This window comes from Bradyrhizobium sp. BRP19 (assembly GCF_020194195.1).
GTDB lineage: Bacteria > Pseudomonadota > Alphaproteobacteria > Rhizobiales > Xanthobacteraceae > Bradyrhizobium > Bradyrhizobium yuanmingense.
On record NZ_JADYVZ010000004.1, the window covers coordinates 205,945 to 230,988 of the forward strand.

The window sequence follows — 25,044 nt, forward strand, 5'->3', positions numbered from 1 at the left end:
AGGATTCCGTCATGCAGGTCACGCGCGATTTCTCTCATTACGTCCGCGATGCGGGCGAGGGCCTCCGGCACATCGATCTCGCCGTCGAGGGCGTTCACTGCGCCGGCTGCATGGCCAAGATCGAGCGCGGGCTCTCGGCCATCCCCGACGTCACCCTGGCCCGCGTCAACCTCACCGACCGCCGCGTTGCGCTGGAATGGAAGGCGGGCACGCTCGACCCCGGCCGTTTCATCGACCGGCTCGAAGAGCTCGGCTACAAGGCTTATCCGTTCGAGACCGAGAGTGCGGAAGTGGCCGAGGTCGCCGAATCCCGCTTCCTGCTGCGCTGCCTCGGGGTCGCCGCGTTCGCCACCATGAACGTGATGATGCTGTCGATCCCGGTGTGGTCCGGCAACGTCTCGGACATGCTGCCGGAGCAGCGCGATTTCTTCCACTGGCTGTCGGCGCTGATCGCGCTGCCGGCGGCGGCCTATGCCGGCCAGCCGTTCTTTCGCTCGGCCTTGCGCGCTCTGTCGGCCAAGACCACCAACATGGACGTGCCGATTTCGATCGGCGTGATCCTGGCGCTCGGCATGTCCGTGGTCGAGACCATCCACCACGCCGAGCATGCCTATTTCGACGCCGCGATCATGCTGCTGACCTTCCTCCTGGTCGGCCGCTTCCTCGACCAGAACATGCGGCGGCGGACCCGCGCGGTCGCCGGCAATCTCGCCGCGCTGAAGGCGGAGACGGCCGCGAAGTTCATCGGGCCCGACGAGATCTCGCAGGTGCCGGTGGCGGCGATCAATCCGGGCGACATCGTGCTGCTCCGGCCCGGCGAGCGCTGCGCGATCGACGGCACCGTGATCGAAGGGCGTTCCGAGATCGACCAGAGCCTGATCACCGGCGAGACGCTCTATGTCACGGCCGAGCAGGGCACGCCGGTCTATGCGGGATCGATGAACATCTCCGGCAGCTTGCGGGTGCGGGTCTCGGCTGCCTCCGAGGCGACGCTGCTCGCCGAGATCACGCGGCTGCTCGACAACGCGCTCCAGGCGCGCTCGCGCTACATGCGCCTTGCCGACCGGGCCTCGCGGCTCTATGCGCCGGTGGTGCATGCGACCGCGCTCCTGACCATTCTCGGATGGGTCCTCGCCGGTGCGAGCTGGCACGATGCGATCGTGACCGGCGTCGCCGTGCTGATCATCACCTGTCCCTGCGCCCTAGGGCTTGCGATCCCGACGGTGCAGACGGTGGCCTCGGGCGCGATGTTCAAGGCCGGTGTTCTGCTCAATGCGGGCGATGCGATCGAGCGGCTGGCTGAAGCCGACCATGTGATCTTTGACAAGACCGGCACGCTGACGCTGCCCGAGCTCGAAGTGATGAATGCCGCCGACATTCCCACCGATGTCTTCGAACTCGCCGGCCGGCTCGCACTGTCGAGCCATCACCCGGTGGCTGCCGCCGTCGCGCAAGCTGCCGGTGCGAAGTCTCCGATCCTCAATGCGGTGGAGGAGGCCGGGCAGGGTGTCCGTGCGACCGTCGACGGCCTCGAGCTTCGCCTCGGCCGTCCCTCCTTCAGCGGTGCCGAGGCGCTGGTCGCCAGCGCCTTGGTCGATCCCGAAGCTTCCATCGTCGCGTTCAGCAAGGGCAGCGAAAAATTCATCCTCTCGGTTCGCCAGGGCCTGCGACCCGATGCCAAGGCGGTGATCGCGGCTCTGAAGGCGCGTAACATCGGCGTCGAGATCCTGTCCGGCGATCGCGAGCCGGCCGTGAAGGCCGCGGCCCGATCGCTCGACATCCCCGAGTGGCGCGCCGGCGTCACCCCGGCCGACAAGATCGCGCGGATCGAGGAGCTGAAACGGCGCGGTGCGAAAGTGCTGATGGTCGGCGACGGCATGAACGATGCGCCATCGCTCGCGGCGGCCCATGTCTCGATGTCGCCGATCTCGGCCGCGCATCTCAGCCAGGCCACCGCCGATCTCGTCTTCCTCGGCCGGCCGCTGGCTCCCGTCGTCGCCGCCATCGACGCCTCGCGCAAGGCGCTGCATTTGATGCGGCAGAACCTCTGGCTTGCGATCGGCTACAATGTGCTCGCGGTGCCGGTTGCGATCAGCGGCGTCGTGACGCCCCTGATCGCCGCTGCCGCCATGAGCGGATCGTCGATCCTGGTGATGCTGAACTCGCTGCGCGCCCGCAGCGCCTCGCGGGAGATCGTGTAATGGAGATACTGGTCATCCTGGTCCCGCTAGCATTGATGCTCGGAGGTGCCGGTCTCGTCGCTTTCCTGTGGTCGCTCAGGAGCGGCCAGTACGACGATCTCGACGGCGCCGCCTGGCGCGCGATCGCCGACGACGAGCCGCCGCAGGAAGCGCCGGCCAAGCGCTAGCGTTTCAGGGCGAATGTAAGCAGGGCTGCGGCAGCGAGCGCCGCGCCCACGCCGAATACGCACGCCTGCCATCCGAAAGCGTCGAACAGGCGCCCGAGCACGGCCGTACCGACCAGTCCGCCGCAGAAGTAACACGTAAGATAGGTCCCGCTGGCGATGCCGCGATTGTCGGCTGCGGCCTGTCCGACGAAACCCGTCGCGGCGGCCTGTGCGAAGAATGTGCCGACCCCGACCAGGACCATGCCGGCGAGCACTTCGCCCAGACGCGGCGACAGCATCAAGGGCAGGCCGAGCCCGGCAACAGCGAGCGCGCCCCAGATCGTGGGCCGCGTTCCCAGCCGGGCCGCCACCCTGCCGGCCAGAAGCGTCGTGACGATCGACGGCAGGAAGACGAAATAGACGAGGCCGAGATCCATCATGCCGAGCGACAGCGGCGGCCGCACCAGCACGAAATTGACGTAGGTGAAGGTACCGATGAAGGCGAACAGGATGCAGAAGCCGATGCCGAAAGAGGCGCGCAGCTGCGGATTGCGCCAATGCGCGATGGTGGCGGCGAGCGGCGCAGCCGCCGGCATCATCGCATGCATCGGCCGCACGCGGTTGACGGTGAAATAGACCAGCGCTGCGCCGGTAAGATTGAGCGCCGCGAAGAAGTAGAAGTTCCAGGCGAGGCCGAGGCCATCGGCCAATGCGGCCGAGATCAGCCGGCCGACGAGGTTGCTGGCGACGTTGCCGGTGATGTAGGCGGCAAAGGCGCCGCCGGCGTCCATGGCGCTGCATTGCTCGCCGAGATAGGCGAGGGTGAGCGCGAAGGCGGACGCCATGCACAGGCCCTGCGCGACCCGCAACGCGGTGAAGACGGCAAGATTGGGCGCGACAGCAAGCAGGCTGGTGGGAACCGCAAGCAGGGCCAGGCTGAGCAGGATGCCCGTTCGCCGGTCGATACGCGGGCTGAAGAAGCCGACGACGAGGCTGGCTGCGGCCATGCCGAAGGTGCTGGCATTGACGGCAAAGCCCATTGCCGCGGGTGTGACGCCGTAGTGCCGTGTCAGCGAGGGCAGGATCGCCTGCGTCGCGAAGAGATCGACGACCGTCAGGAATGCGGTGAGGCCGATCACGAGCGAGCGAAACGCGAAGCCAGGGGAATGCGCATTCATCGTCGTCGCGGTCGGTTTGATCGATGCGGAAAGATCGGTCATGTCGTTGCGCTCCCTCATGCCCTGGCATGCCCCGAGCGCGCGCCTCGTCCTTTGAGACGACCGCGGAGCCTGTCATCGGGCCGCGCTCTGCGCGGAACCGGTGGCGGTCTCCTCAGGATGAGGCTAAGCGACATCGTGGCCGCCGAGGCTGCTGCCGCACACTCCGTCCTCATCCTGAGGAGCCTGCCTGAAGCGGGCGTCTCGAAGTATGGCCGCAGGGAATTACATATGGCGGTCGTTGGGATCCTTGCGGACGTCGCCGACATAGAGAATGACGGTCTCCTTGCCGAGGTTCTTCCACCAGTGCGAGGTGCCGTGGACTTCGGGGCGGATGTCGCCGGCCTTGTGCACGATCGGGTCGACGCAGTTGGAGGCGTATTCGACGATCTCGCCCTGCTGCACGAAGATCAGGGCCGGACGGTCGTCATGGCTGTGCCAGGGCACGATGCCGCCGGGCTCGATGGTCAGCTTGCGGAAGCGCAGCTCGCGGCCCTCGATACGGGCGGGCTGCTTGCCGAGATCGATCGTGCCGAGCGTCACGTCGGTGACGCCGACCGGCTTGTAGTCGACCATCGGCTGCGCATTCGGCTTGGTCTTGCCGGCCGGACATTCGCCGGCGAAAACCGGCGTCGCAAATGTCAGCGCGCCGAGAACGGCAACGCCTGTCCAAACCACGCGCGACATTGTGAGATGGCTAGACATGGAAAGTCTCCTCTGTTGGCCGCGAGCCCTGATGGCCGCGGGCTATGGCAGGAGCTTCGTCGAGACCTTTTCCATGTTGAAATGCCGGCTTGCTTTCGATGCGATAGCCCCGCGCTATGCCGATAGGCGGCAGCTATCGAACCGATTGGGCATCGGCATTTCCGCTTTCGCAGCATCCGGCGTCCGATGCCAGCACGCCCGATTGTGGTCGCCCCTTGCGGGCGGGCGAACCGGGAAACTAATATTCGCCCGCAAGGAAGCCGGAGCAGGAAGATGACGTCTCTCTCGCCAGCCGATGCCGAACAGCTCAGGCTCGCGTTCCAGCGCTGCCGCGACATGGACAGCACGCTGAACGAACAGCTCCGCGCCTATGCCGATGCCAGCCGCGAGGTCTTTCCGGCCTATGGCGAGGCGGTCGATCGCCTGGTCGCGCGATTGAGCGACAACGGCGGCGGCGAGACCGCGCCGCGGCCGGGCGACCCGATGCCGCCCTTCATGTTGCCCGGCGAGGGGGGGCATCTCGTGTCGCTGCCCTCGCTGCTGGAGGAAGGCCCCGTCGCGGTGATGTTCTTCCGCGGCCATTGGTGTCCCTATTGCCGGCTCAATGTCCGCGCCGTGGTCCAGGCGCTGGACCGCATCAAGGCGATGGGGGCGCAGGTCGTCGCGATCGTGCCGGAGACGCAGGAATATACCGGGCAGCTCAAGTCCGAATCCGGCGCGCCGTTTCCGATCCTGACGGATCTCGACAACGGCTATGCGCTGTCGCTCGACCTCGCGATCTGGTTAGGTGCCGAGATCCAGCAATTGCTGTCCTATCAGGACATGGCGAAATTCCACGGCAATGACGGCTGGATGCTGCCGATCCCGGCCGTGTTCGTGGTCGGACGCGACGGCATCGTGAAAGCCCGCTTCGTCGATCCGGATTTCCGCAAGCGCATGGAGATCGACGATCTGATCGAAGCGCTGGAGCGCGCGAGCCAGGAGAATTGAGCTACGCTCTCTTCCTTCTCCCCTTGTGGGAGAAGGTGGCGCGAATCGCCGGATGAGGGGGGGTACCTCCGCAATCACAAATGAGGATTGGAGTCGCGGAGAGATACCCCTCACCCGTCTCGCCGCTATGCGGCGAGCCACCCTCTCCCACAGGGGGAGAGGGGAAGGGCGGTCGACACTGTAAAGACTACCCCGCGATCTCGCGCCAGTCGGCGCCGCGCAGCATCCGCATGACGGCGTTGCCCACGGCGGTGCGTTGCCGGCCGGCGACCCCATAGAGATTGACGGTGCGGCGGGCGTCCAGCCCCGTGACCGCGGCGCGGGTCAGCCGCTCCGGCACGGGCGAGGTGTGCGGCACCATGGCGATGCCCATCTCGGCCTCGACCAGCTCGATCAAGTCGCGCTCGTTCGAGACCTCATGACCCTGTTCGATGTCGATGCCGTGCTCGCGCAGGCTCGCGGAGATGCGGCGCGCGTGCTCGCAGAAAGTTCGGCTCAGCAGCAGCTCCGATCGCAGATCGTCCAGTTCGACCGAGCTGCGGCCGGCCAGCCGGTGCCCGTCGCCGACGACGAGCTCGAAGCTCTCGGTGAACAGCGGCCAGACATCCAGCCGGTCCCAGGCCTCGTCGATCTCGGCAGCAATGCCGAGCTCGGCTTCGCCCTTCTTCAGGAAGTCGCCGACCTCCCGGCCCGAGCCGCGCAGAAAGCGGAATTCGAGCCGGTTGAACTGCCGCTTGATCTCGTTGAGATGCGGAATCAGCAAAGCGAGGTCGATCGAATGCGTCAGCGCAATGCGGAGCGCACCGATCTCTCCGCTCCTGAACGAGGAGGCGAGCGAGCGCGCGCCGATGGCCGCGTCATAGCACTGCTTCAGGAGTGGATGCATGCGCTGGCCGAGCTCAGTCAATTGCGCGGCGGGGCGTTCGCGGCGGAACAGGTCGCCGCCCAGCTCGGCCTCGAGCTGCTTGATCGCTCGCGTCAGCGAGGGCTGCGTGACGTTGCATTCCTCGGCCGCGCGCGTGAAGTTCAAGAGCTGCGCCACCGCGAGGAAATAGCGGACCTGGTGCATTTCCATGGATCGGCTCCCAGCAAAAATCGACCGGAAATCTAGCCGATCAGGGCGAAAAATGACATCCCGCCTGCGATAGCGCGGACGTATCGACTCGGAAGCCAACCGGCATTTCCGCAAATCCCGGAGATCCCGCACATTTCGCTCCAGGCTGGCGCGGTGTCGCGCTGAGAAGAGGTCTGGATCATGAATATTCCCATCAAGACGCAGACGTCCGCTTCATCACGCGTGCTTGCCGGCAAGGTGGCGCTTGTCACCGGGTCGACCAGCGGCATCGGTCTCGGTATCGCGCGGGCCCTCGCCGCCTCGGGCGCCGACATCGTGCTCAATGGCCTTGGTGTCGCCAGCGAGATCGGCCGGACGCGCGAGCAGATCGCCGCCGAGTTCGGCGTCAAGGCCAGCTATTCGCCGGCGGACATGACGAGGCCGAAATCGATCGCCGAGATGATCGCGGCAACGGTGGCCCAATCCGGCCGGCTGGACATCCTGGTCAACAACGCCGGCATCCAGCATGTCGCGCCGCTCGACCAGTTTGCGGTCGAGAAGTGGGACCAGATCCTCGCAATCAACCTGTCCTCGGCCTTCCACACCACGCGGCTCGCGTTGCCGGCAATGCGGCAGAACGGTTTCGGCCGGATCATCAACATTGCCTCCACGCACGGCCTGGTCGGTTCGCCGTTCAAGGCAGCCTATGTCACCGCCAAGCATGGCATCGTCGGCCTCACCAAGGTGACGGCGCTGGAGACGGCGGAGCAGGGCATCACCTGCAACGCAATCTGCCCTGGTTATGTCCATACGCCGCTGGTCGAGGCGCAGATCGACGGCCAGGCCAAGGCCCATGGCATCTCCCGCGATCAGGTGATCCGCGACGTGCTGCTGGCGCAACAGCCGAACAAGCGCTTTGTTGCGGTCGAGGAGCTCGGCGCACTCGCGGTGTTCCTGTCGACGGACGCGGCGGCCTCGATCACCGGCGTTGCGCTGCCGGTCGACGGCGGTTGGACCGCGCATTGACATGGGCCGGCGCAGCAAGTCGAATACTCGAACAGTGCAAGCTCACCAGGAGCGAGACATGGGCACGCAGGACAATTCTCAGCATAAGCAGCACGACCTGCCGGGTCAGGTCGTGCTCGTGCTTCAGGGCGGCGGCGCGCTCGGCTCGTACCAGGCGGGGGTCTACCAGGCCTTGCACGAAGCCGGCATCGAGCCGGACTGGATCATCGGCACCTCGATCGGTGCGATCAATGCGAGCCTCATCGCCGGCAACGCGCCCGAGCACCGGCTCGCGCGCTTGCGGGAGTTCTGGAAGCGGATGGAGCAGAAGCCGGTCTGGGACTGGCGAGCCGCGTTTCCCGGCTTCAACGAGAAGCTGGCCTATTGGTCGACCGTGACCCACGGCATTGCCGGTTTCTTCCGGCCCAATCCGCTGGCCCATGCCGGCGATTCCTATCCGCTGGGCGCCGATCACGCCGGCTATTATTCGACCGCGCCGCTGGAGAAGACGCTGAGCGAGCTCGTCGATTTTGATCTCGCCAACCGCTGCGCACCGCGTCTGACGGTCGGTGCGGCTCATGTCGGCACCAGCGAAATGCGCTATTTCGACAGCCGCGACGGCGAGCTGACGGTGAAGCATGTGATGGCTTCGGGCGCGCTGCCGCCGGCTTTCCCCGCCGTGCGCATCGACGGCGAGCTCTATTGGGACGGCGGCATCCTGTCGAACACGCCGACCGAAGCCGTGTTCGACGACAATCCACGCAGGAACTCGCTGATCTTCTCCGTGCATCTGTGGAATCCGGTCGGGCCGGAGCCGACCACGATGGCGGAGGTGCTGAACCGGCACAAGGACGTGCAATATTCCAGCCGCATCGCCAGCCAGATCGTGCGACAGCAGCAGGCCCATCGTCTGCGCCACGTCATTAACCAGCTCGCGGCGCGGCTGCCCGAGAGCGAGCGCAACGATCCCGCGGTGAGGGAACTGACGAGCTACGGCTGCCCGACCCGCATGCACGTGGTGCGGCTGCTGGCGCCTCAGCTCGAGCACGAGACCCATACCAAGGATATCGACTTCAGTCCGTCCGGGATCACGCGGCGCTGGCACGCCGGCTATGCGCACACGAAATCGGTGCTGGCGCGCAAGCCCTGGATCGGCGAATTCGATCCGCTCGCCGGCGTCGTGCTGCACGAGCATATGGACGAGATGCCGATGGCGGCGGAGTGAGGCTCTGTTCGTCATAGCCTCGCACGACGACGATTTTGCAGGCGCGCGGTCCGGAGTATGGTCGCCGTATCTTCGTCGCGAGGCTTGCAATTGGTCGCTGAGAAAGATCTGGAGGAGTCGCTCGAGACGCTGCGTGCCAACGCGGCGGGACCGGTCGCGGGCGTATTCGGTCCGGCCTCACTGACCTGGCAGATCGACCGGGAGGCCGTGCTCTTTCTCGGCGCCGGCCGTGCGCTGCTGCTGCAACTGGCCCATCCCTGGGTGGCGGCGGCGATCGCCGAGCATTCGCGCACCCTTGCCGATCCGATCGGCCGCTTCCATCGCACCTTCGACATCGTCTTTACGATGGTGTTCGGTTCGCTGGACCGGGCGCTGCTGTCGTCCCGGCAGCTACATCGGCGTCACAGCATGATCGTCGGCGAGATGCCCGAGACCGTGGGGCCGTTCGCGGCCGGCTCGCGCTACTGCGCCAACGACATCCCCGCGCTGCGCTGGGTCCACGCCACGCTGGTCGAGACCGCGCTTATGGCACATGATCTGGTGCTGCCGCCACTCTCGGCGGAGGAGCGCGATCGCTATTGGAGCGAGGCCAGGCTGTACGGCGCCCTCTTCGGATTAAAGGGGGATGATTTGCCGGCGGACTGGTCCGGCTTCGTCGCCTACACCAAGGCAATGGCGCAGTCGGAGACGCTAACCGTTGGCCCTGCGGCCCGCGAGATCGCCGCGCAGATATTCAGCGGCGCGCGCCCGTGGCTGCGGCCGCCGCGCTGGTATTGCGCGCTCACCGCGAGCATGCTGCCCGAGCGCTTGCGCGCGGGCTTCGGCTTCGAGCTCGACGCGCGTGCGATCCGATCCGCCGATCACGCGCTGCGGTGGATTCGGCGCGTCTATCCGAAATTGCCTGGCCGGCTGCGCTATGTCGGTCCCTACCACGAAGCGCAGGCGCGGCTGCGGGGCGAAGCGCGGCCCGACTGGATGACGCGGTGTCTTAATCGCGCCTGGATCGGCCGTCCGCAGATGGATGTGCGCGGGAAATAGGGACTCGAGGCAAGCTTGTCGCAGCTTGTCATTCCGGGGCGCGCGGAGCGCGAGCCCGGAATCCATTTCTCCGAGCGTTCCGGCCGCACGATGGATTCCGGGCTCGCGCCAAACGGCGCGCCCCGGAATGACAGCAGTGCCTCACACCGACGCCAGCTTGCGGTACAGCGCGCTGTAGCTGCCGGCCGAGATGCTCCAGGAGAACGAGCGCCCCATGGCGCTGCGGCGCATCGTATCGAGCTGGTCGTGGGCCATGAAGGCCGAGAAGGCCCGCCGCACGCCGCCGAGGAAAGATTCGTGCGACGGCCTCGAGAACAGGAATCCGGTCTCCCCGTCGCTAATGGTTTCGGCGAGGCCGCCGGTCTGGTGACCGATCGGCAGCGAGCCGAAGCGCTGCGCGTACATCTGGCTGAGCCCGCACGGCTCGAACCGCGACGGCATCAAGGTGAAGTCGCTGCCGGCGAAGATGCGCCGCGCCTGGGCCTCGTTGAAGCCGATCGCGACCCCGATGGCGTCGGGGCGGCGGCGGTGCGCGTCGATCAGGGCCTGCTCGAGCGCCGGCTCGCCGGAGCCGGTGACCACGATCTGCCCGCCGGCATCGACGATCTCGTCCGCCGCCGACAGAACGAGGTCGATGCCCTTCTGGTGCACGAGACGCGCGACGATGCCGAACATCGGCCCGCGCGAGACCGCCAGTCCGAACTGCTTGCGGACGTAGTCCGCATTGGCCTTCTTGCCGACCCAGTCGCCAGCGCCGAATTGCTGGGCAAGCTGGGCGCAGGAGCGCGGGTCCCAGCTCTCGTCGATGCCGTTGAGGATGCCGGTGAGCTCGGCGGCGTCGGAGCGCAGGCGGAGCAGGCCCTCCAGGCCACAGCCGAATTCGGCCGTGGTGATCTCCCGCGCATAGGTGCCGCTGACCGTGGTGAGGTGGGAGGCGTAGACGAGGCCCGCCTTGAGGAAGGAGACCTGGTCGTAGAACTCGACGCCGTCGATGTGGAAGGAGCTCTCCGGTGCGCCGATCCGCCGCAGCGAGTCCTTCGGGAAGAGGCCCTGATAGGCGAGGTTATGGATGGTCAGGATGGACGGCAGCTTGGCGCCCTGCCAGGCCAGATAGGCCGGCACCAGCGAGGCCTGCCAATCGTTGGCATGGATCAGGTCTGCTGCCCAATTCTTGTCCAGCTTGCCCATGGCGAGCTCAGCGGCGGCCGAGGCGAAGCGCGCGAAGCGGATGTCGTTGTCGGGCCAATCGCGCCCGAACTCGTCGCCATAGGGGTTGCCGGGTCGGTCGTAGAGCTGCGAGCACAACAGCACATAGACCGGCAGGCCGTCCTTGGTCGCGGCACGGCCGAGCGAGCAGGCCGGCATCTCCGCGAATGCGGGACAGCGGCCAACGACCTGAATATGCGTGAGTTGCTCGATGATGTCGCGATAGCCGGGCAGCATGATCCGGATATCGGCGAAGGAGCGAAGTGCGCGGGGGAGGGCGGCGGAAACGGCGCCCAATCCGCCGACGCGAACGAAGTCGTCCATCTCTGTGGTGACGAACAAGACCCTCAAGAACAACCGCCCTCTTTCGACCCCGCTTGCTGCTATGCAAGAACGGGTCCAGTTGTGCTGGAAATCCAAAGCCCGCCCACGCGGCACGTCTGTTCGGTAAACACTTTCCTACTCAGCCGCCGCCCTCTAGGGTCGCCGCATCAACAACAAAGATCTTCGATGGTTCCACGAGTTCAAGGGCGCAGGCAGGCATGCAGCTAGCAGATAAGCATGAGGGGACGACGACAAAGGCCTTCGCGGGCCTGCGGGTGCTGGATTTTTCGACCACCATCGCCGGGCCCCATTGCACACGGATGCTCGCCGACATGGGTGCCGAGGTCATCAAGATCGAGACCGACGGCGGGGAGACGATGCGGACCCGGCCTCCCCTCCGCAACGGCTGCAGCACCGCGTTCGGCCAGCTCAATGTCGGCAAGAAGAGCGTGGTCCTCGACCTCAAGTCCGAGGACGGCAAGGAGGCGGTGCGCCGGCTGGCCGCGACGTCGGATATTCTGGTCGAGAACTTCCGTCCCGGCGTGATGCGCCGCCTTCGGCTCGACTACGACAGCCTGCGTCAGGTCAACCCGAGGCTGATCTACTGCTCGATCTCGGGCTATGGCCAGACCGGCCCTTCGGCCGAGCTGCCGGCCTACGCCCCGGTGATCCACGCGGCCTCGGGCTACGACATGGCCCATCTCGCCTACCAGCCGGGCCGCAACCGTCCCGACTATTGCGGTATCTACCACGCCGACGTCGTCACCGGGACCTATGGTTTTGGCGCGATCGCGTCGGCGCTCTATCAACGCAGCGTGACGGGCGCCGGCCAGCACATCGACGTCTCCATGCTGGAAACCATGCTGTCGCTGACGCTGACCGAGCTGCAGAGCTCGCAATTCGCGGTGCCGCCGCCGCCACGCCCGATGTTCGGACCGACCGAGACGGCAAGCGGCTACGTCATGATCACGATCGCCAGCGAGAAGACGTTCCAGGCCCTGATGGGGGTGATCGGCCGCCCGGACTGGGTCTCCGATCCGCGTTTCGCCACCTATGCCGCGCGGCGCGAGAACTGGGCCGAGCTGATGGACGGCGTCGAAATCTGGTCGCGGCAGCTTTCGACCGATGCGTGCTTGCGCGTGCTTGGCGCTGCCGGCGTGCCGGCCTCGGCCTATCGCAGCGTGTCCGAGGCTTTGGCCGATCCGCAGCTTGCGCACCGCCAGGCACTCTCCGAGGTGCGGGACGAGGGCGGCTCGTTCCAGGTGCTCAACCTGCCGTTTCGGATGTCGGGGGCTGACACGGCGCCGGCCAAGACCGTGTCCGTGCTCGGGGAGCACACCGACGCGTTGCGCCAGGAGATCGGCCTTGCGGACCGTACGGCAATTCCGCCAGGCAAAACGGCCGCGACATCCTGAGTCTCATCGCCGCCACATGCGGCGTTCGAACTCTCGTTCGTTCCTCTTGCCGAGGCGGGCATTTGTCGCCAAGCTCGCCTCCGAGTCATTCACGATCCGAAACATCGGACGAGGGATCCCGGGAGGAACCATGACGAACGCGGCGGCCTTGGCACGCAGGCGCGTGCCTATTTTCCTCGTTGCGGCATTTGCACTGGCTACGCCAGCGCAGGCGCAGAAATCGGGCGGCAGCATCACCGTCGGTCAGGAGCTGGAGATCGCAGGCTTCGATCCGCTCAAGGTCGGCGTCTACGACACCTCGACCTTCACCGCTGCCGCCGCGATCTTCGACACGCTGACGACGCTGAATGACAAGGGCGAGGCCGCGCCGAAGCTCGCGGTGTCCTGGAGCCATTCCGAGGACTACAAGACCTGGACCTTCAAGCTCCGCGAAGGCGTCAAATTCCACGACGGCACGCCGTTCAATGCGCAGGCCTTCAAGGAGAATTTCGACCGGCAGAAGGACCCCGCCAACAAGTGCCGCTGCGCCTTCTACATCACCAACGTCAAGGAGGTGCTGGCGCCGGACGAATACACAATCGTCTATAATCTCACCGATCCTTCCGTGAACCTGCCGGCGACGATCACCATCCAGAGCCAGAACAACGTCATCCATTCGCCGACCGCCTGGAAGACCAAGGGCGACGATTACAACCGCAATCCCGTCGGCACCGGCCCCTACATCCTGAAATCCTGGACCGCCGGCGACCGCATGGTGCTGGAGAAGAACCCGAACTATTGGGACAAGGGTCGCCCGTATCTCGACCGCATCGTCCTGAAGCCGCTGCCCGACGCGCAGTCGCGCTTTGCCTCGCTGCAATCGGGCGAGGCCGACATCATCTGGGATGACGAGAACGACGCCGACAACATCATGAGGGCGCAGAAGGACCCCAAGCTCACCGTGCACACCTACAAGGGCTCGGGCGCGCAGGTCTACGCCTTCAACACCAAGGTGGCGCCGTTCGATGACGTGAGGGTGCGGCAGGCCCTGGTGATGGCGATCGACCGTCCCAAGATGTCGCAAGCGATCAGCAACGGCCTGAGCCGGCCCGCGAGCAATCCTTACGGCGACGGCTCCTGGGTCAAGTGCAAGGACGACGGGGCGCTGCCGTTCGACGTTGAGAAGGCCAAGGCGCTGATCAAGGAGTACGGCAAGCCGGTCGAGTTCAAGATGCTGGTGACGGCGACGCCGCGCGGCCGCATGGTCGGCCAAGTGCTGCAGCAATTCTGGAAGCGCGTCGGCGCCAACATGGAGATCGAGCAGGTCGACCAGGCCACGATTCCGACGCGCGCCTTCACCCGGCAGTTCCAGCTGACGCCGTGGCGCATCGTCGATCTCGCCGATCCCGATCCGCAGATGTACGCGAATTTCCGCAGCGGCAGCCCGCTGGCGCTCGCCGGATACGCGAACCCCGAGCTCGACAAGCTTCTGGACCATGCGCGCGTCACCGCCGACATCGGCCAGCGCACCGAGGATTATTGCGCCATCAGCCGTCTGATCAACAAGGAGGCGATCTGGTTCTGGACCTTCCAGAATACCTATTACGCGCTGTCCAGCGCCAAGCTGAAGGGCTTTCCGAAGATCTACAACGGCGTGATCGACGTCTCGACCACCTGGCTGGAATGACCGCGCGATGCTGAACTTCGTCGCGCGGCGGCTGCTTGCCATGCTGCCGGTCCTGCTCGCCGTCTCGTTGCTGACGTTCCTGATCGCCTCGCTGCTGCCGGGCGATCTCGCGCTCGTCATCCTGGGCGATCAGGCAACGCCGGAGAACGTCGCGGCGCTGCGCCGCGACATGGGACTCGACCAGCCGCTGTGGTGGCGTTACCTGAGCTGGCTCGGCCACGTGGTGCAGGGCGATCTCGGCCGCTCGTTTCGCACCGGGCAGACGGTGCTGCAGGCGGTGGCCGAGCGCATCCCGGTCTCGCTGCAGCTGATGCTGATGGCCGAGTTCATCGGGCTCCTGATCGGTGTTCCCGTTGCGATCGCCTGTGCCGCGCGCGCCGGCGGTGCGTTCGACCGCTTCATGACCGGCAGCGCTTTCGCGATGCTGTCGATGCCGTCGTTCCTGACTGCGATCCTGCTGATCTATCTGTTCGCGGTCGAGCTGCGCTGGCTGCCGGCGACCGGCTATGTGCCGTTCACCGAGGCGCCGCTGGCCAATTTGCGCTTCTTCGTGCTGCCGGCGCTGACGCTGGCGCTGGCGGAATGGCCGGGCATCATGCGGGTGCTGCGCTCCGACATGATCGCGACGTTGCAGGAGGACTATATCGCGCTGGCGAAAGCAAAGGGTCTCAAGCCATCGCGCATCCTGTTGGTGCATGCGCTGAAGCCTTCTTCGCTGACCCTGGTGACGGTGACGGGCATCAATATCGGTCGCCTGCTCGGCGGCACGCTGATCGTGGAAACGATCTTCGCGCTGCCCGGCATCGGCCGGCTGCTGGTCGGGGCGATCTACACCCGGGACCTCGTCATTCTCCAGGGCGTGGTGCTGCTGGTCGCCTGCGGCTTCGTCATCGTCAACTTCATCGTCGACATGCTCTATGCCGTGCTCGACCCCAGGATCCGCCATGGCCACGCTTGAGCTGTCGATCCAGGACGAGGAGGTAGCTGCGCCGGTCGGCCGCAAGCCCAAGCTCGGCCTGTTGTTCTGGATCGCAAGCGCCTGGGTTGCGATCATCCTTTCGCTAGCGATCCTGGCGCCGGTGCTGCCGCTGCAGAACCCGACCGATATGGACATGCTGGAACGGCGCGCCGCCTTCTCCGGGGAACATTGGCTCGGCACCGACGGGCTCGGCCGCGACGAGCTCGCCCGGCTGATCTTTGGCGCGCGGGTGTCGCTAACGGTCGGGCTGATCGCGCCCATGATCGGCCTCGTCATCGGCGGCGCGCTCGGCCTGCTGGCCGGCTATTTCCGCGGCCGGTTCGAGACGCTGGTGGTCGGCAGCATGGATGTGTTGCTCGCCTTTCCGCCGCTGATCTTCGCGCTCGCGGTGGTCGCCTATCTCGGGCAGTCGGTCCCCAACCTCACTATTGTCCTCGGCGTGCTCGGCATTCCCGCTTTCATGCGCGTGGCGCGCGCGGCGACGCTGACGCTGGCGCGGCGAGAATTCGTGATCGCCGCCGAGGCGTTAGGGGCGAGCCATGCGCGCATCCTGCTGCGCGAGCTGCTGCCGAACGTCATCCTGCCGCTGCTCGCCTTCTTCCTGCTCGGCGTCGCCGTCACCATCGTGGTCGAGGGCGCGCTGTCCTTCCTCGGCCTCGGCGTGCCGCCGCCGATGCCGAGCTGGGGCAGCATGATCGGGGAGGGACGTGACAGTCTGGACGTCGCGCCGCGCCTCGCCTTTCTGCCGGCGGCAGCACTGTTTGCGACCGTGCTGGCGTTCAACCTCGTCGGCGACACCTTGCGGGCTCTCACCGACCCACGTCAGGGGGCACTGTGACCGCGCCGCTCCTGGCCATCGAGGATGTCGCGGTCGAGCTGCCGACCCCGCGCGGAAACCTGCGCGCGGTCGATCACGTCGACCTTTCGCTGCAGGCCGGCCGCACGCTCGGAATCGTCGGTGAATCCGGTTGCGGCAAGACCATGCTCTCGCGCGCCGTGCTGCAGCTGCTGCCGAAGAAGGCGAAGCTGACGGGCCGGGTGATGTTCGACGGCGAGGATCTGGTGCGGCTCGAGCCTGAAAGCCTGCGGCGGCTGCGCGGGCGCGACCTCGCGGTCGTATTCCAGGACCCCATGACCTCGCTCAACCCTGTGCTCACCATCGGCACGCAGCTGATGGAGACGATCCAGGAGCACCTCGAGCTTGACGCTCCCGCCGCGAAGGCCCGCAGCATCGAGCTGCTCGCCGCCGTCGGCATTCCCGCCCCGGAGCAGCGGCTCGCGCAATATCCGCATCAATGCTCCGGCGGCATGCGCCAGCGCATCGCGATTGCGATCGCACTGTCCTGCGAGCCGAAGCTCCTGATCGCGGACGAGCCGACCACCGCGCTCGACGTCACCATCCAGGCGCAGATCCTCGATCTGCTCGCGCGCGAGCAGCGCCGCCGCCACATGGCGATGATCATCATCACCCACGATCTCGGCGTGGTAGCCGGCCGCGCCGACGAGGTCGCGGTAATGTATGCCGGCCGGGTGGTGGAGCGCGCGCCGACGCAAGCCTTGTTCAAGCGCATGCACATGCCCTACACCGAGGCGCTGCTGGCGGCGATCCCGAAGCTCGATACCGCGCCGCATACGCCGCTGCCGGCGATCTCGGGCCGTCCACCCGATCCGACGCGCCCGCTGAAGGGCTGCTCCTTCGCGCCGCGCTGCAGTTATGCCGGCGGGCGCTGTCATGAGGCCAAACCGGTCCTGACCAGCGCCGAGGTGTCGGGACATCTCTATGCCTGCTTCCATCCGATCCGGATGACGGAGGGGATCGAGGCATGATGCAGCTTGCCGCGCGCCCCGCGCCGCTTCTCAACGTCGACAATCTCGTGGTCGAATACGGCCTCGGCAACAAGATTGTTCATGCCGTTTCCGGTGTCAGCCTCCAGGTCGCGCGCGGCGAGACGCTTGGGCTGGTCGGCGAATCCGGCTGCGGCAAGTCGACGCTCGGGCGCGCGGTGCTGCAACTGCGCCGCGCCAAGTCCGGCCGCGTGATGTTCGACGGCGAGGACCTCACCACGATGGAGGGCGAGGCGCTGCGCCGGATGCGCCGCCGCGTGCAGCTGATCTTCCAGGATCCGATTGCTTCGCTCAATCCGCGCCGGCGCATCGGCGACATCGTCGCCGAGCCGCTGATCATCGCCGGGATCAAGGATGCCGCCGAGCGCAAACGGCGCGTTCACGAGGTGCTCTCCGCGGTCGGGCTCGACCCCGATCTCGTGGCGACCCGCCTGCCGCACGAATTCTCCGGCGGCCAGTGCCAGCGCATCTGTATCGCGCGCTCGCTGGTGCTCAACCCGGAGTTCATCGTCTGCGACGAGCCGGTGTCGGCCCTCGACGTCTCCATTCGCGCGCAGATCCTCAACCTGCTGGAGGAGATGAAGGCGCGCTTCGGTCTGACGCTGCTGTTCATCGCGCACGACCTCGCGGTGGTCAAAGCGGTCAGCGACCGCGTCGCGGTGATGTATCTCGGCCGGCTCTGCGAGGTCGCCCCCTCCGAGCAATTGTTCGCGCGGCCTGCGCATCCCTACACCGCGCTGCTGTTGCAGGCGATCCCGGTGCCGGATCCGGACGTGCGACCCGCCGAAAGTGTGGCGGCCGGCGAGCCGCCATCGCCGATTGCGCCGCCGTCCGGCTGCCGCTTCCGCACCCGCTGCCCGCGCGCGGATCAGCGTTGCAGCGCGGAGATACCGGAGTTGCGCCAGGTCGCACCCGGCCAGTTCGCGGCTTGCCATCATCCGCTGGCCTGAACTAAGACCGGTTTGTCTGGTCGCGCCGACCATGGCATGGTGGCGCGACAACAAGAAGCATGCGGGAGGACGCCGATGAAGAGTTTCAAGGTTGCCGATTTCAAGGCGCCGCTGCAGGAGGTCGACGAGGCGACGCCGCAGCCCTCGGGCACGCAGGTGCTGATCAAGGTGAAGGCCGCCGGCGTCTGCCACAGCGACCTCCACATCTGGGAAGGCGGCTACGATCTCGGCCATGGCCGCAAGCCGCTCTCGTTGAAGGACCGCGGCATCAACCTGCCGCTGACCATGGGCCACGAGACGGTCGGCGAAGTCCTCGCCTTCGGCCCCGACGTGAAGCCGACCGACCAGGGCGACCTGAAGGTCGGCGATGTCGGGCTGGTCTATCCCTGGATCGGCTGCGGCAAATGTGCAACGTGCCTCGCCGGTGACGAGAACATGTGCCTGACGCCGCGCTCGCTCGGGGTCTATTGCGACGGCGGCTATTCCGATCACATGCTGGTGCCGCATCCGCGCTACCTGCTCAATCTGAAGGGCCTCGATCCCGCGACGACCGCGCCCTATGCCTGCTCGGGCGTCACCACCTACAGCGCGCTGAAGAAGGTCGAGCAGCATTTCGACACGCCGATCGTGATGTTCGGCGCCGGCGGCCTCGGCCTGATGGCGTTGTCGCTGCTCAAGGCGATGGGCGGCAAGGGCGCGATCATGGTCGATATCGACGCGAGGAAGCGCGAGGCGGCGGAGAAGGCCGGTGCGCTTGCGACCGTCGATCCCAAGGCCCCTGACGCGCTGGAGCAGCTTGCCAAGAAGGCGGGCGGCCCTATCCGCGCCGTGATCGACCTGGTCGGCAACGCTGCTACGACGCAGCTCGGCTTCGACTGCCTGACCAAGGGCGGCAAGCTCGTCCTTGTCGGCCTGTTCGGCGGCGGCGCGACCTGGGCGTTGCCGCTGATTCCGATCAAGGCGGTGACGATCCAGGGCAGCTATGTCGGAAACTTGCGCGAGACGCAGGAGCTGCTCGACCTCGTGCGGTCCAAGAAGGTGCCGCCGATCCCGGTGACGCCGCAACCGCTCGCCAAGGCCAACGACGCGCTGCTGCAATTGCAGCAGGGCGCGGTGGTCGGGCGTACGGTGCTGACGCCGTAACGAATGCTCTCTCCCTCGTCATTGCGAGGAGCGAAGCGACGAAGCAATCCAGAATGTCTCCGTGGATGCAGTTCTGGATTGCTTCGCTTCGCTCGCAATGACGACCTGGTTGACACCTCCCTTGAGGCCTTAAATGTCCGCAAACAACGCCTTCCACATTGCCGTGCTCGCCGGTGACGGCATCGGCCCTGAAGTCATGGCGCCGGCGCTGGAGGTGCTGCGCAAGGTCGGCGAGAAGTCCGGCCTCGGCTTCCGCTTCACCGAGGCGCCGGCCGGCGCCAACCATTATCTCGCGACCGGCAAGTCGATGCCGAATAGCACCATCAAGCTTTGCGAGGAGGCGGACGCGATCCTGCTCGGGGCCTGCGGCCTGCCGTCGGTGCGCTACCCCGACAACACCGAGATCGCGCCGCAGATCGAGCTGCGCTTCATCTTCGATCTCTATGCCGGCGTGCGCCCGGCGCGCCTCATTCCGGGCGTGCCGAGCCCGATCGTCGGCGCGGACCAGCGCGGCATCGATCTCGTCGTGATCCGGGAGTCAACCGAGGGCCTGTTCGCCTCGATGGGCAAGGGCGTCGTCACCCACGAGGACGCGCGCGAGACCATGGTGATCACGCGCAACACCTCCGAGCGTCTGTTCGAGTTCTCGTTTCGCCTTGCCGAGCGGCGCAAGGCGCGCGGCAAGCCGGGCGCACTCACCTGCGTTGACAAGGCGAACGTCTTCAAGGCCTTTGCGTTCTTCCGCGGCATCTTCGACGAGATCGAGAAGAAGCATCCTGACGTGAAGACCGACCGGCTCTATGTCGATGCCTGCTCGGCGATGCTGGTCAAGCGTCCCTGGGATTTCGACGTGATGGTGATGGAGAACATGTTCGGCGACATCGTCTCCGACATCACCGCGAGCCTGATCGGCGGCCTCGGCATGGCGCCGTCCGCCGACATCGGTGACAAATACGCGGTGTTCCAGCCGTGCCACGGCACGGCGCCTGACATCATGGGGCAGGGCAAGGCCAACCCCACCGGCATGATCCTGTCCGCCGCGATGATGCTGGATTGGCTCGCCGACAAGCACGGCATCGAGAGCGCTGCGGAAGCCGGCGAGACGATCGAGCGTGCGGTGGACCAGGTCTATGCCGGCGGCATCAAGCCGATGGAATTCGGCGGCGGCAATGGCACGGCTGACATCACGAAAGCGGTGCTGGGAGCGCTGTAGGGGCTGTGCTCCTGGCCTCTCTCTACGACGAAATTACGTCCCCCTAAACTGCGGCTTCCGCTTTTCCATGAAGGCCTGCCGGCCCTCGCGGAAATCCGCGCTGTCCATGCAGGCATTGCCGATCACCTTGATCGCCTCCATGTCGCGCCGGCTCTCGTCCTTCAGCACCTGCGCGATTGTGATCTTGGCCGCCTTGATCGCGAGCGGGGCGTTCTGCGCGATCGTCTCGGCCATCGCCATGGTCTCGCCCCAGAGCTCGCCTTGCGGAAACACGCGCTCGACGAGGCCGATGCGCAGCGCCTCGGCGGAATCGATGCGCATGCCCGTATACATCAGCAGCCGCGCCCAGGACGGCCCGACCAGCGACACCAGATGCCGCAGGCCGTCATAGCCATAGGCGATGCCGAGCTTGGCGGCGGGAATGCCGAACTGGCTTTCATGCGAGGCGAGGCGGATGTCGGCGAGCATGGCGACCTGCATGCCGCCGCCGAGGCAATAGCCGTCGATGCAGGCGATGGTCGGCTTGGGATAATCGGCGAGCAGCGCGCGCTGGGCGGCGCTGCGCTTGGCGTATTGCTCGGATGCCGCCGCATTGTGCCTCACCTTCTCGAACTGGCTGATGTCGGCACCCGAGACGAACGCCTTGCCGCCGGCGCCGCGCAGGATCACGACGCGCACCGTGTCGTCGTCGCGCAAGGCCGTCAACGCCTCGCCAAATCCCTCCCACATCTCCAGCGACATCGCGTTGCGCTTGTCGGGATTGTTGAAGGTGAGGACGCCGACGCCATCGGCCGTGTGCGTCAGAATCTTGCCGTCGGCGTAAGGTGTTCCGGTCGTGCTGATAACGTCTGGCATCGCGCGCTCGCTGCTCGGTGGCGAGGCGCAATGTGCGGCGCAGGCACCGCCGCGGTCAACCGGCGCGGGAGAGGAGAGCCCGCATCCGCCCGTGCTGCGATTGCATGGCGCGCGGCGTTCGACGGAGGCGGAAAGGTCGGGGGAAGACCGCCAACAAAAGGGGCGGCCATGCCGCCCCGAGACCGGCCGCGCGCGGTTGCGCGCAGACATCTTTCGGCCGATCTCGTGCAATCCGGCCGCGCCCCCGTGACGCGGCGGATTGAACGTCGGCCGTGAAGGCCGGACCGTCGACCGGCCTCAGCTCTCGTTCGCCGCGATCGATTCCATCAGCGAGACGAGCTGACGCTGCACCGTCTGATCCTTGATCTTGCTGTAGGCGCGCAGCAGGCGGAGGCTGAAGGCCGAATCGAGAAAGAGCAGGCTCTCGACTTCGCGGGCCTTGTTGTCGCCGTCGTAGAAGAAGGTCACGGGCACATCGAGGGCGGAGGCGATCTGCTGAAGCCGGGCCGCGCCGACGCGATTGACGCCCTTCTCGTATTTCTGCACCTGCTGGAAGCTGACGCCGAGCTTCTCGCCGAGCTCGGCCTGCGAGATCTTCATCTCGACGCGCCGCAGACGGATCCGCTTGCCAAGCTCGATGTCCGGCTTGCCCGCGCTGCGCTGCTTCATTCTTTTGGCCGCTGCTTTCATCTCTGTTTTCACCTTTGTTCTTCGGTTGAAAATCCCCCGAAGAGCTGGGTCAGGGGTTCGCCCATATACGAGTCCTTGAATTCATGCGGGTGCACGAACTCTTCCTTAAACCACGGGAAGCGGGCCGGATTGAAAGCCTCGATCAGCCAGTCAATCATGTGCCGCACGCGCGGGATACGGCCGCTACCAGGGTGGTAGGACAGCCAGATATCCAGCGGTCGGTTCAGCTCGACCTCCAGTGGAATTAATTTCCCGCCGAGCGCAATGGCGTAGCTCGGGAAGACGCCGATGCCGGCGCCATTCGCGACCGCCCAATAGTTGGCGCTCGAGACGTTGGTCTTCATGACCAGAAGGTCACGTTCGGACACGCCCGGGAAGAAGCTTTCGAAGGATTCCTTGGCGGCGAGCTGGTCGGCGAATTGCAGCACCAGACGATGCTTGATCAATTCCGCCGCCGAGCGCGGCGCGCCATGCTTTGCGATGTATTTCTCCGAGGCCCAGAACATCAGATGCATGCGGCCGAGCCGCACCAGCTTGATGTCCAGCGCCGAGGGACGGGACAGATGAATGGCGACGTCGGCCTCGTGGCGCGAGACGTCGGCCGAGCGCATCGCGCAATGCAGGTCCACCAGGATCTTCGGATAGGCCTGCTGGAATTCGACCAGGCGGGGGGCAAGCCAAAATGTGCCGAGCCCTTCGGTGACGGCCACGCGGACCTCGCCCGACAGCGCGTTGGCCATCGAATCGCTGGCGCGCAGCACGTCGAAGGTGGCCGCCTCCATGCGTTCGACAGCGGAGACTACCAAGGCGCCCTCATCGGTGAGATGGGTGCCGTGGACGTCGCGCGTGAATAACGTGGTGCCGGTCTGGCGTTCGAAATCGTCGATGCGGCGCCGCACGGCGTTGATCGACAGAGACAGGCGCTCGGCCGCCGAGCGAAAGCTTCCGCATCGGACGACTTCCAAGAATATGCGGGCGGCGTCCCAGTCGGAGAGGCCGCTGATATTTGTCTTTGGGCGTTCCTCCAGAGGAACGCCCCTTTCCGCCAAGGAGTGCATACAATTCCCTTTGGAACGCTAAACTGGCAGAATCTGGCGCAAACCACAACCACGACGGGTTGGGGAACGACGAGTTTTGAACGTCATCCTTACTACCTTAGGGCGGTATTTGGATGCTCCCATGGGCTGGGAATTCGGGCGAGGCTAATCGGCTCGAGTGAGGGGTATGACGTGAGTTCCGTTGCGAGCCGCGAGATGGCTGCGGGAGTGCCGGCGCTGACTGCAATGAACGGTCTTGCGCAGGAGTCGGTGCTCTTCGCCGTTGCTGGATCAATCGCACCGCGTCAGGCGTTCGCTCCCGGAGCATTGCGGCGGTCGCCAAAGGCGCCGCATGGCGATGCGAGCGGGAACCCGGTTCCACAGCAGAAACACACTGAAATCAGGTTCGAAGGCGCAGTCGCCTCGTGCTATCTATCGTCTTCCATGGGGGCCGAAGGGGGCGTGACAGATACGTCTCGCAGGCCGAATTAACGGAAAGAACGCCGGTGTCGCATTCAGACGAACAGTTGCAGTCGGTGCTGGAAACGCTCGAGGAGTGCCGCAGGGTTCTCAATGCCTGCAACAGCCGCGAGTCGGCCGAGATGCTGTCCATCGTCATCCTCGACGTCAGGATGAAACTGAAAGGAATCGACAGTGCCGATCTCAAGGCGCTGTGCGACGAAATGCTGCGGAGCGCTGCCAGCGAGCCGCCGCCCCCTTCCAAGCAGACGCAGGACCAGCCCCGGCGTCCGCTGCTCCGCGTGGTGAAGTAGCCGCGCCGCCCAATCTCGCTTTCCGGCGAGGTTTGTGCGCGTCCCGATGCCGCATCTGTGATCACGGAGGGCATCGGGCGGAGCCCTGGCTTTGTGCGCCTCTGTTGCGCATTCTCCGGCATGGGCTACACCAGAGCCGGTTCGGCTCCGGGCCGGGCGCGGTTCCTGCGCGCCCTGACGGGGCCTGAGATGGCTCCGATTGCATCATGCAAAATGTTTCGATTCCGGCCGCACTGATTGCCGGCCTCGTCAGCTTCCTCTCGCCTTGCGTCCTGCCTCTGGTTCCGCCCTATCTGGTTTACCTCACGGGCGCCACGATCGAGCATGTCGAGAGCGACGAGCCGGTCGCGGCCTCCAAGCGCGCGATCATGATGTCGGCGCTCCTGTTCGTGCTCGGCTTCTCCACCATCTTCGTGGCGCTCGGCGCCAGCGCTTCGTTGATCGGCGGGCTGATCCGTGCCTGGTCGGCGGAGCTGTCGATCCTCGCCGGCATCGTCATCATCATCATGGGCCTGCACTTCCTCGGCCTGACGCGGATCGGCTTTCTGATGCGGGAAGGACGCCTGCCGATCCCCAAACCGGTCGGCCTGTGGGGCGCCTATATCATGGGCCTCGCATTCGCGTTCGGCTGGACACCCTGCATCGGCCCGATCCTCGCCGCGATCCTCTCGGTCGCCGCGGCGGAAGCCACGGTGACGAGGGGCGCCGGCCTGCTCGCGGTCTATTCCGCGGGCCTCGGCATCCCATTCCTGATCGCCGCGCTGATGATCGAACAGTTCTCCGCGCTGTTCGCGCGCATGAAGGGCCACCTCGTCAACGTCGAGCGCGCCATGGGCGTCCTGATGGTGCTCACCGGCATAGGCTTTCTCACCGGCGCGGTCTCGAATGTGAGCATCTGGCTGCTGGAGACGTTTCCGGTGCTGCAGACGATCGGTTAGGGCGCGCGGGGACCGGGTTTTCACGGACGAAAAAGTAGAGGAACCGTTGAAATCGGTCAGGCATGCTGTCACGGAACGACGATTCCAAACCTTTCCGGTCCCGAGGCGTTGCATCGGGGGACAACTCGCATGGTGGAGATCACGTGACCAAGACACTGCGCTTAGAACCCCTGTCGGACAACGCGGCGTTGGTTGCCTGGCAATTTTTGGGGCAGCCGCTGCAGGAGTGGCCGAGCTGGGTTCAGTCGAATTGCTCGCTGCAGAAGGATGCCGACGGAAAATTCGAGCTTCGGCACGAGCGGCGCAGCGGCACACAGATCGTCTATCTCGGCGAGTGGCTGGTGAGAGATCTCGATGGCGGCGTGGACTTCTACACGGACGCTGAGATCTGGTCGCGGTTCGCTGCCAAGCGCTGACGCGCTGAGAGAT

At 65.9% G+C, this 25,044-nt stretch carries 24 protein-coding genes; 17 read left to right on the forward strand and 7 right to left on the reverse strand.

From position 1 onward, the window contains the following. Positions 1-11: 11 nt before the first annotated feature. Positions 12-2,201, forward strand: coding sequence for a cation-translocating P-type ATPase (locus tag I6F36_RS15530; RefSeq protein ID WP_036004422.1), 2,190 nt, complete (start codon positions 12-14; stop codon positions 2,199-2,201). Next, positions 2,201-2,368, forward strand: a complete 168-nt coding sequence (gene ccoS, locus I6F36_RS15535; RefSeq protein WP_008550618.1) for a cbb3-type cytochrome oxidase assembly protein CcoS — start codon at positions 2,201-2,203, stop codon at positions 2,366-2,368. Before I6F36_RS15530 ends, ccoS begins: the two co-directional genes overlap by 1 nt. Here ccoS and I6F36_RS15540 read toward each other — a convergent pair. Further along, positions 2,365-3,567 carry an MFS transporter gene (locus I6F36_RS15540; protein WP_036004473.1) on the reverse strand — a complete coding sequence of 401 codons (1,203 nt, stop codon included), beginning with the start codon at positions 3,565-3,567 and terminating at the stop codon, positions 2,365-2,367. The genes ccoS and I6F36_RS15540 overlap by 4 nt on opposite strands. A 222-nt stretch (positions 3,568-3,789) precedes the next feature. Continuing rightward, entirely contained in the window at positions 3,790-4,269 is a 480-nt protein-coding gene (locus I6F36_RS15545) for a cupin domain-containing protein (RefSeq protein WP_036004428.1), read from the reverse strand. Positions 4,270-4,542: 273 nt separating this feature from the next. Here I6F36_RS15545 and I6F36_RS15550 point away from each other — a divergent pair, with 273 nt between their 5' ends. Beyond that, positions 4,543-5,259 carry a peroxiredoxin-like family protein gene (locus I6F36_RS15550; protein ID WP_225171709.1) on the forward strand — a complete coding sequence of 239 codons (717 nt, stop codon included), beginning with the start codon at positions 4,543-4,545 and terminating at the stop codon, positions 5,257-5,259. A 187-nt stretch (positions 5,260-5,446) separates the two neighbouring features. Here the strand turns inward: I6F36_RS15550 and I6F36_RS15555 are convergent, their stop codons facing one another. Next, positions 5,447-6,334: a LysR family transcriptional regulator gene (locus I6F36_RS15555; protein ID WP_036004434.1), complete on the reverse strand. Its 888-nt coding sequence runs from the start codon at positions 6,332-6,334 to the stop codon at positions 5,447-5,449. Positions 6,335-6,514: 180 nt separating this feature from the next. Here I6F36_RS15555 and I6F36_RS15560 point away from each other — a divergent pair, with 180 nt between their 5' ends. The 3 genes from I6F36_RS15560 (at position 6,515) to I6F36_RS15570 (ending at position 9,581) form a co-directional block, all read left to right on the forward strand. Next, complete coding sequence (locus I6F36_RS15560; protein WP_225139632.1) at positions 6,515-7,339, forward strand: 3-hydroxybutyrate dehydrogenase; 825 nt, start codon at positions 6,515-6,517, stop codon at positions 7,337-7,339. Positions 7,340-7,397: 58 nt separating this feature from the next. Then, entirely contained in the window at positions 7,398-8,543 is a 1,146-nt protein-coding gene (locus tag I6F36_RS15565) for a patatin-like phospholipase family protein (RefSeq protein WP_128263539.1), read from the forward strand. A 90-nt stretch (positions 8,544-8,633) separates the two neighbouring features. Further along, positions 8,634-9,581, forward strand: coding sequence for an oxygenase MpaB family protein (locus tag I6F36_RS15570; RefSeq protein ID WP_225171710.1), 948 nt, complete (start codon positions 8,634-8,636; stop codon positions 9,579-9,581). A 141-nt stretch (positions 9,582-9,722) separates the two neighbouring features. Here the strand turns inward: I6F36_RS15570 and glgA are convergent, their stop codons facing one another. Next, entirely contained in the window at positions 9,723-11,138 is a 1,416-nt protein-coding gene (gene glgA, locus I6F36_RS15575; protein WP_225143686.1) for a glycogen synthase GlgA, read from the reverse strand. 191 nt (positions 11,139-11,329) lie between these two features. Here glgA and I6F36_RS15580 point away from each other — a divergent pair, with 191 nt between their 5' ends. From I6F36_RS15580 to I6F36_RS15615, 8 genes are all read left to right on the forward strand, one after another. Further along, a complete protein-coding gene (locus I6F36_RS15580; protein ID WP_225171711.1) occupies positions 11,330-12,526 on the forward strand; it encodes a CaiB/BaiF CoA-transferase family protein in 1,197 nt (398 codons plus the stop codon). 130 nt (positions 12,527-12,656) lie between these two features. After that, positions 12,657-14,192 (forward strand): ABC transporter substrate-binding protein, encoded by a 1,536-nt coding sequence (locus I6F36_RS15585; RefSeq protein WP_109144553.1) that lies wholly within the window; start codon positions 12,657-12,659, stop codon positions 14,190-14,192. A 7-nt stretch (positions 14,193-14,199) separates the two neighbouring features. Next, positions 14,200-15,150 (forward strand): ABC transporter permease, encoded by a 951-nt coding sequence (locus tag I6F36_RS15590; protein ID WP_036025925.1) that lies wholly within the window; start codon positions 14,200-14,202, stop codon positions 15,148-15,150. Beyond that, the gene (locus I6F36_RS15595; protein WP_036004454.1) at positions 15,137-16,009 is read left to right on the forward strand and encodes an ABC transporter permease; all 873 of its coding nucleotides are present in this window, start codon (positions 15,137-15,139) and stop codon (positions 16,007-16,009) included. The genes I6F36_RS15590 and I6F36_RS15595 overlap by 14 nt, the downstream gene beginning before the upstream one ends. Then, positions 16,006-16,998 (forward strand): ABC transporter ATP-binding protein, encoded by a 993-nt coding sequence (locus tag I6F36_RS15600; RefSeq protein ID WP_057026784.1) that lies wholly within the window; start codon positions 16,006-16,008, stop codon positions 16,996-16,998. Before I6F36_RS15595 ends, I6F36_RS15600 begins: the two co-directional genes overlap by 4 nt. Further along, a complete protein-coding gene (locus tag I6F36_RS15605; RefSeq protein WP_225171712.1) occupies positions 16,995-17,966 on the forward strand; it encodes an ABC transporter ATP-binding protein in 972 nt (323 codons plus the stop codon). The genes I6F36_RS15600 and I6F36_RS15605 overlap by 4 nt, the downstream gene beginning before the upstream one ends. A 75-nt stretch (positions 17,967-18,041) precedes the next feature. Then, positions 18,042-19,109 (forward strand): alcohol dehydrogenase, encoded by a 1,068-nt coding sequence (locus tag I6F36_RS15610; RefSeq protein WP_036025902.1) that lies wholly within the window; start codon positions 18,042-18,044, stop codon positions 19,107-19,109. A 133-nt stretch (positions 19,110-19,242) separates the two neighbouring features. Then, a complete protein-coding gene (locus tag I6F36_RS15615; RefSeq protein ID WP_225171713.1) occupies positions 19,243-20,322 on the forward strand; it encodes an isocitrate/isopropylmalate dehydrogenase family protein in 1,080 nt (359 codons plus the stop codon). 33 nt (positions 20,323-20,355) lie between these two features. Here the strand turns inward: I6F36_RS15615 and I6F36_RS15620 are convergent, their stop codons facing one another. The 3 genes from I6F36_RS15620 to I6F36_RS15630 form a co-directional block, all read right to left on the reverse strand. Further along, positions 20,356-21,177 carry an enoyl-CoA hydratase gene (locus I6F36_RS15620; protein ID WP_225171714.1) on the reverse strand — a complete coding sequence of 274 codons (822 nt, stop codon included), beginning with the start codon at positions 21,175-21,177 and terminating at the stop codon, positions 20,356-20,358. Positions 21,178-21,474: 297 nt separating this feature from the next. Continuing rightward, a complete protein-coding gene (locus tag I6F36_RS15625; protein ID WP_020608151.1) occupies positions 21,475-21,846 on the reverse strand; it encodes a helix-turn-helix domain-containing protein in 372 nt (123 codons plus the stop codon). A 29-nt stretch (positions 21,847-21,875) separates the two neighbouring features. After that, the gene (locus I6F36_RS15630) at positions 21,876-22,925 is read right to left on the reverse strand and encodes a LysR family transcriptional regulator (protein ID WP_036025896.1); all 1,050 of its coding nucleotides are present in this window, start codon (positions 22,923-22,925) and stop codon (positions 21,876-21,878) included. 515 nt (positions 22,926-23,440) lie between these two features. Between I6F36_RS15630 and I6F36_RS15635 the strand changes: the two genes are divergently transcribed. From I6F36_RS15635 to I6F36_RS15645, 3 genes are all read left to right on the forward strand, one after another. Next, entirely contained in the window at positions 23,441-23,677 is a 237-nt protein-coding gene (locus I6F36_RS15635) for a hypothetical protein (RefSeq protein WP_225112735.1), read from the forward strand. A gap of 206 nt (positions 23,678-23,883) precedes the next feature. Further along, on the forward strand, positions 23,884-24,615 hold the full coding sequence (locus I6F36_RS15640) for a cytochrome c biogenesis CcdA family protein (protein ID WP_036004503.1): 732 nt from the start codon (positions 23,884-23,886) through the stop codon (positions 24,613-24,615). Between the two features lie 143 nt (positions 24,616-24,758). Next, positions 24,759-25,031 carry a hypothetical protein gene (locus I6F36_RS15645; RefSeq protein WP_036025895.1) on the forward strand — a complete coding sequence of 91 codons (273 nt, stop codon included), beginning with the start codon at positions 24,759-24,761 and terminating at the stop codon, positions 25,029-25,031. The last annotated feature ends 13 nt before the right edge of the window (positions 25,032-25,044 follow it).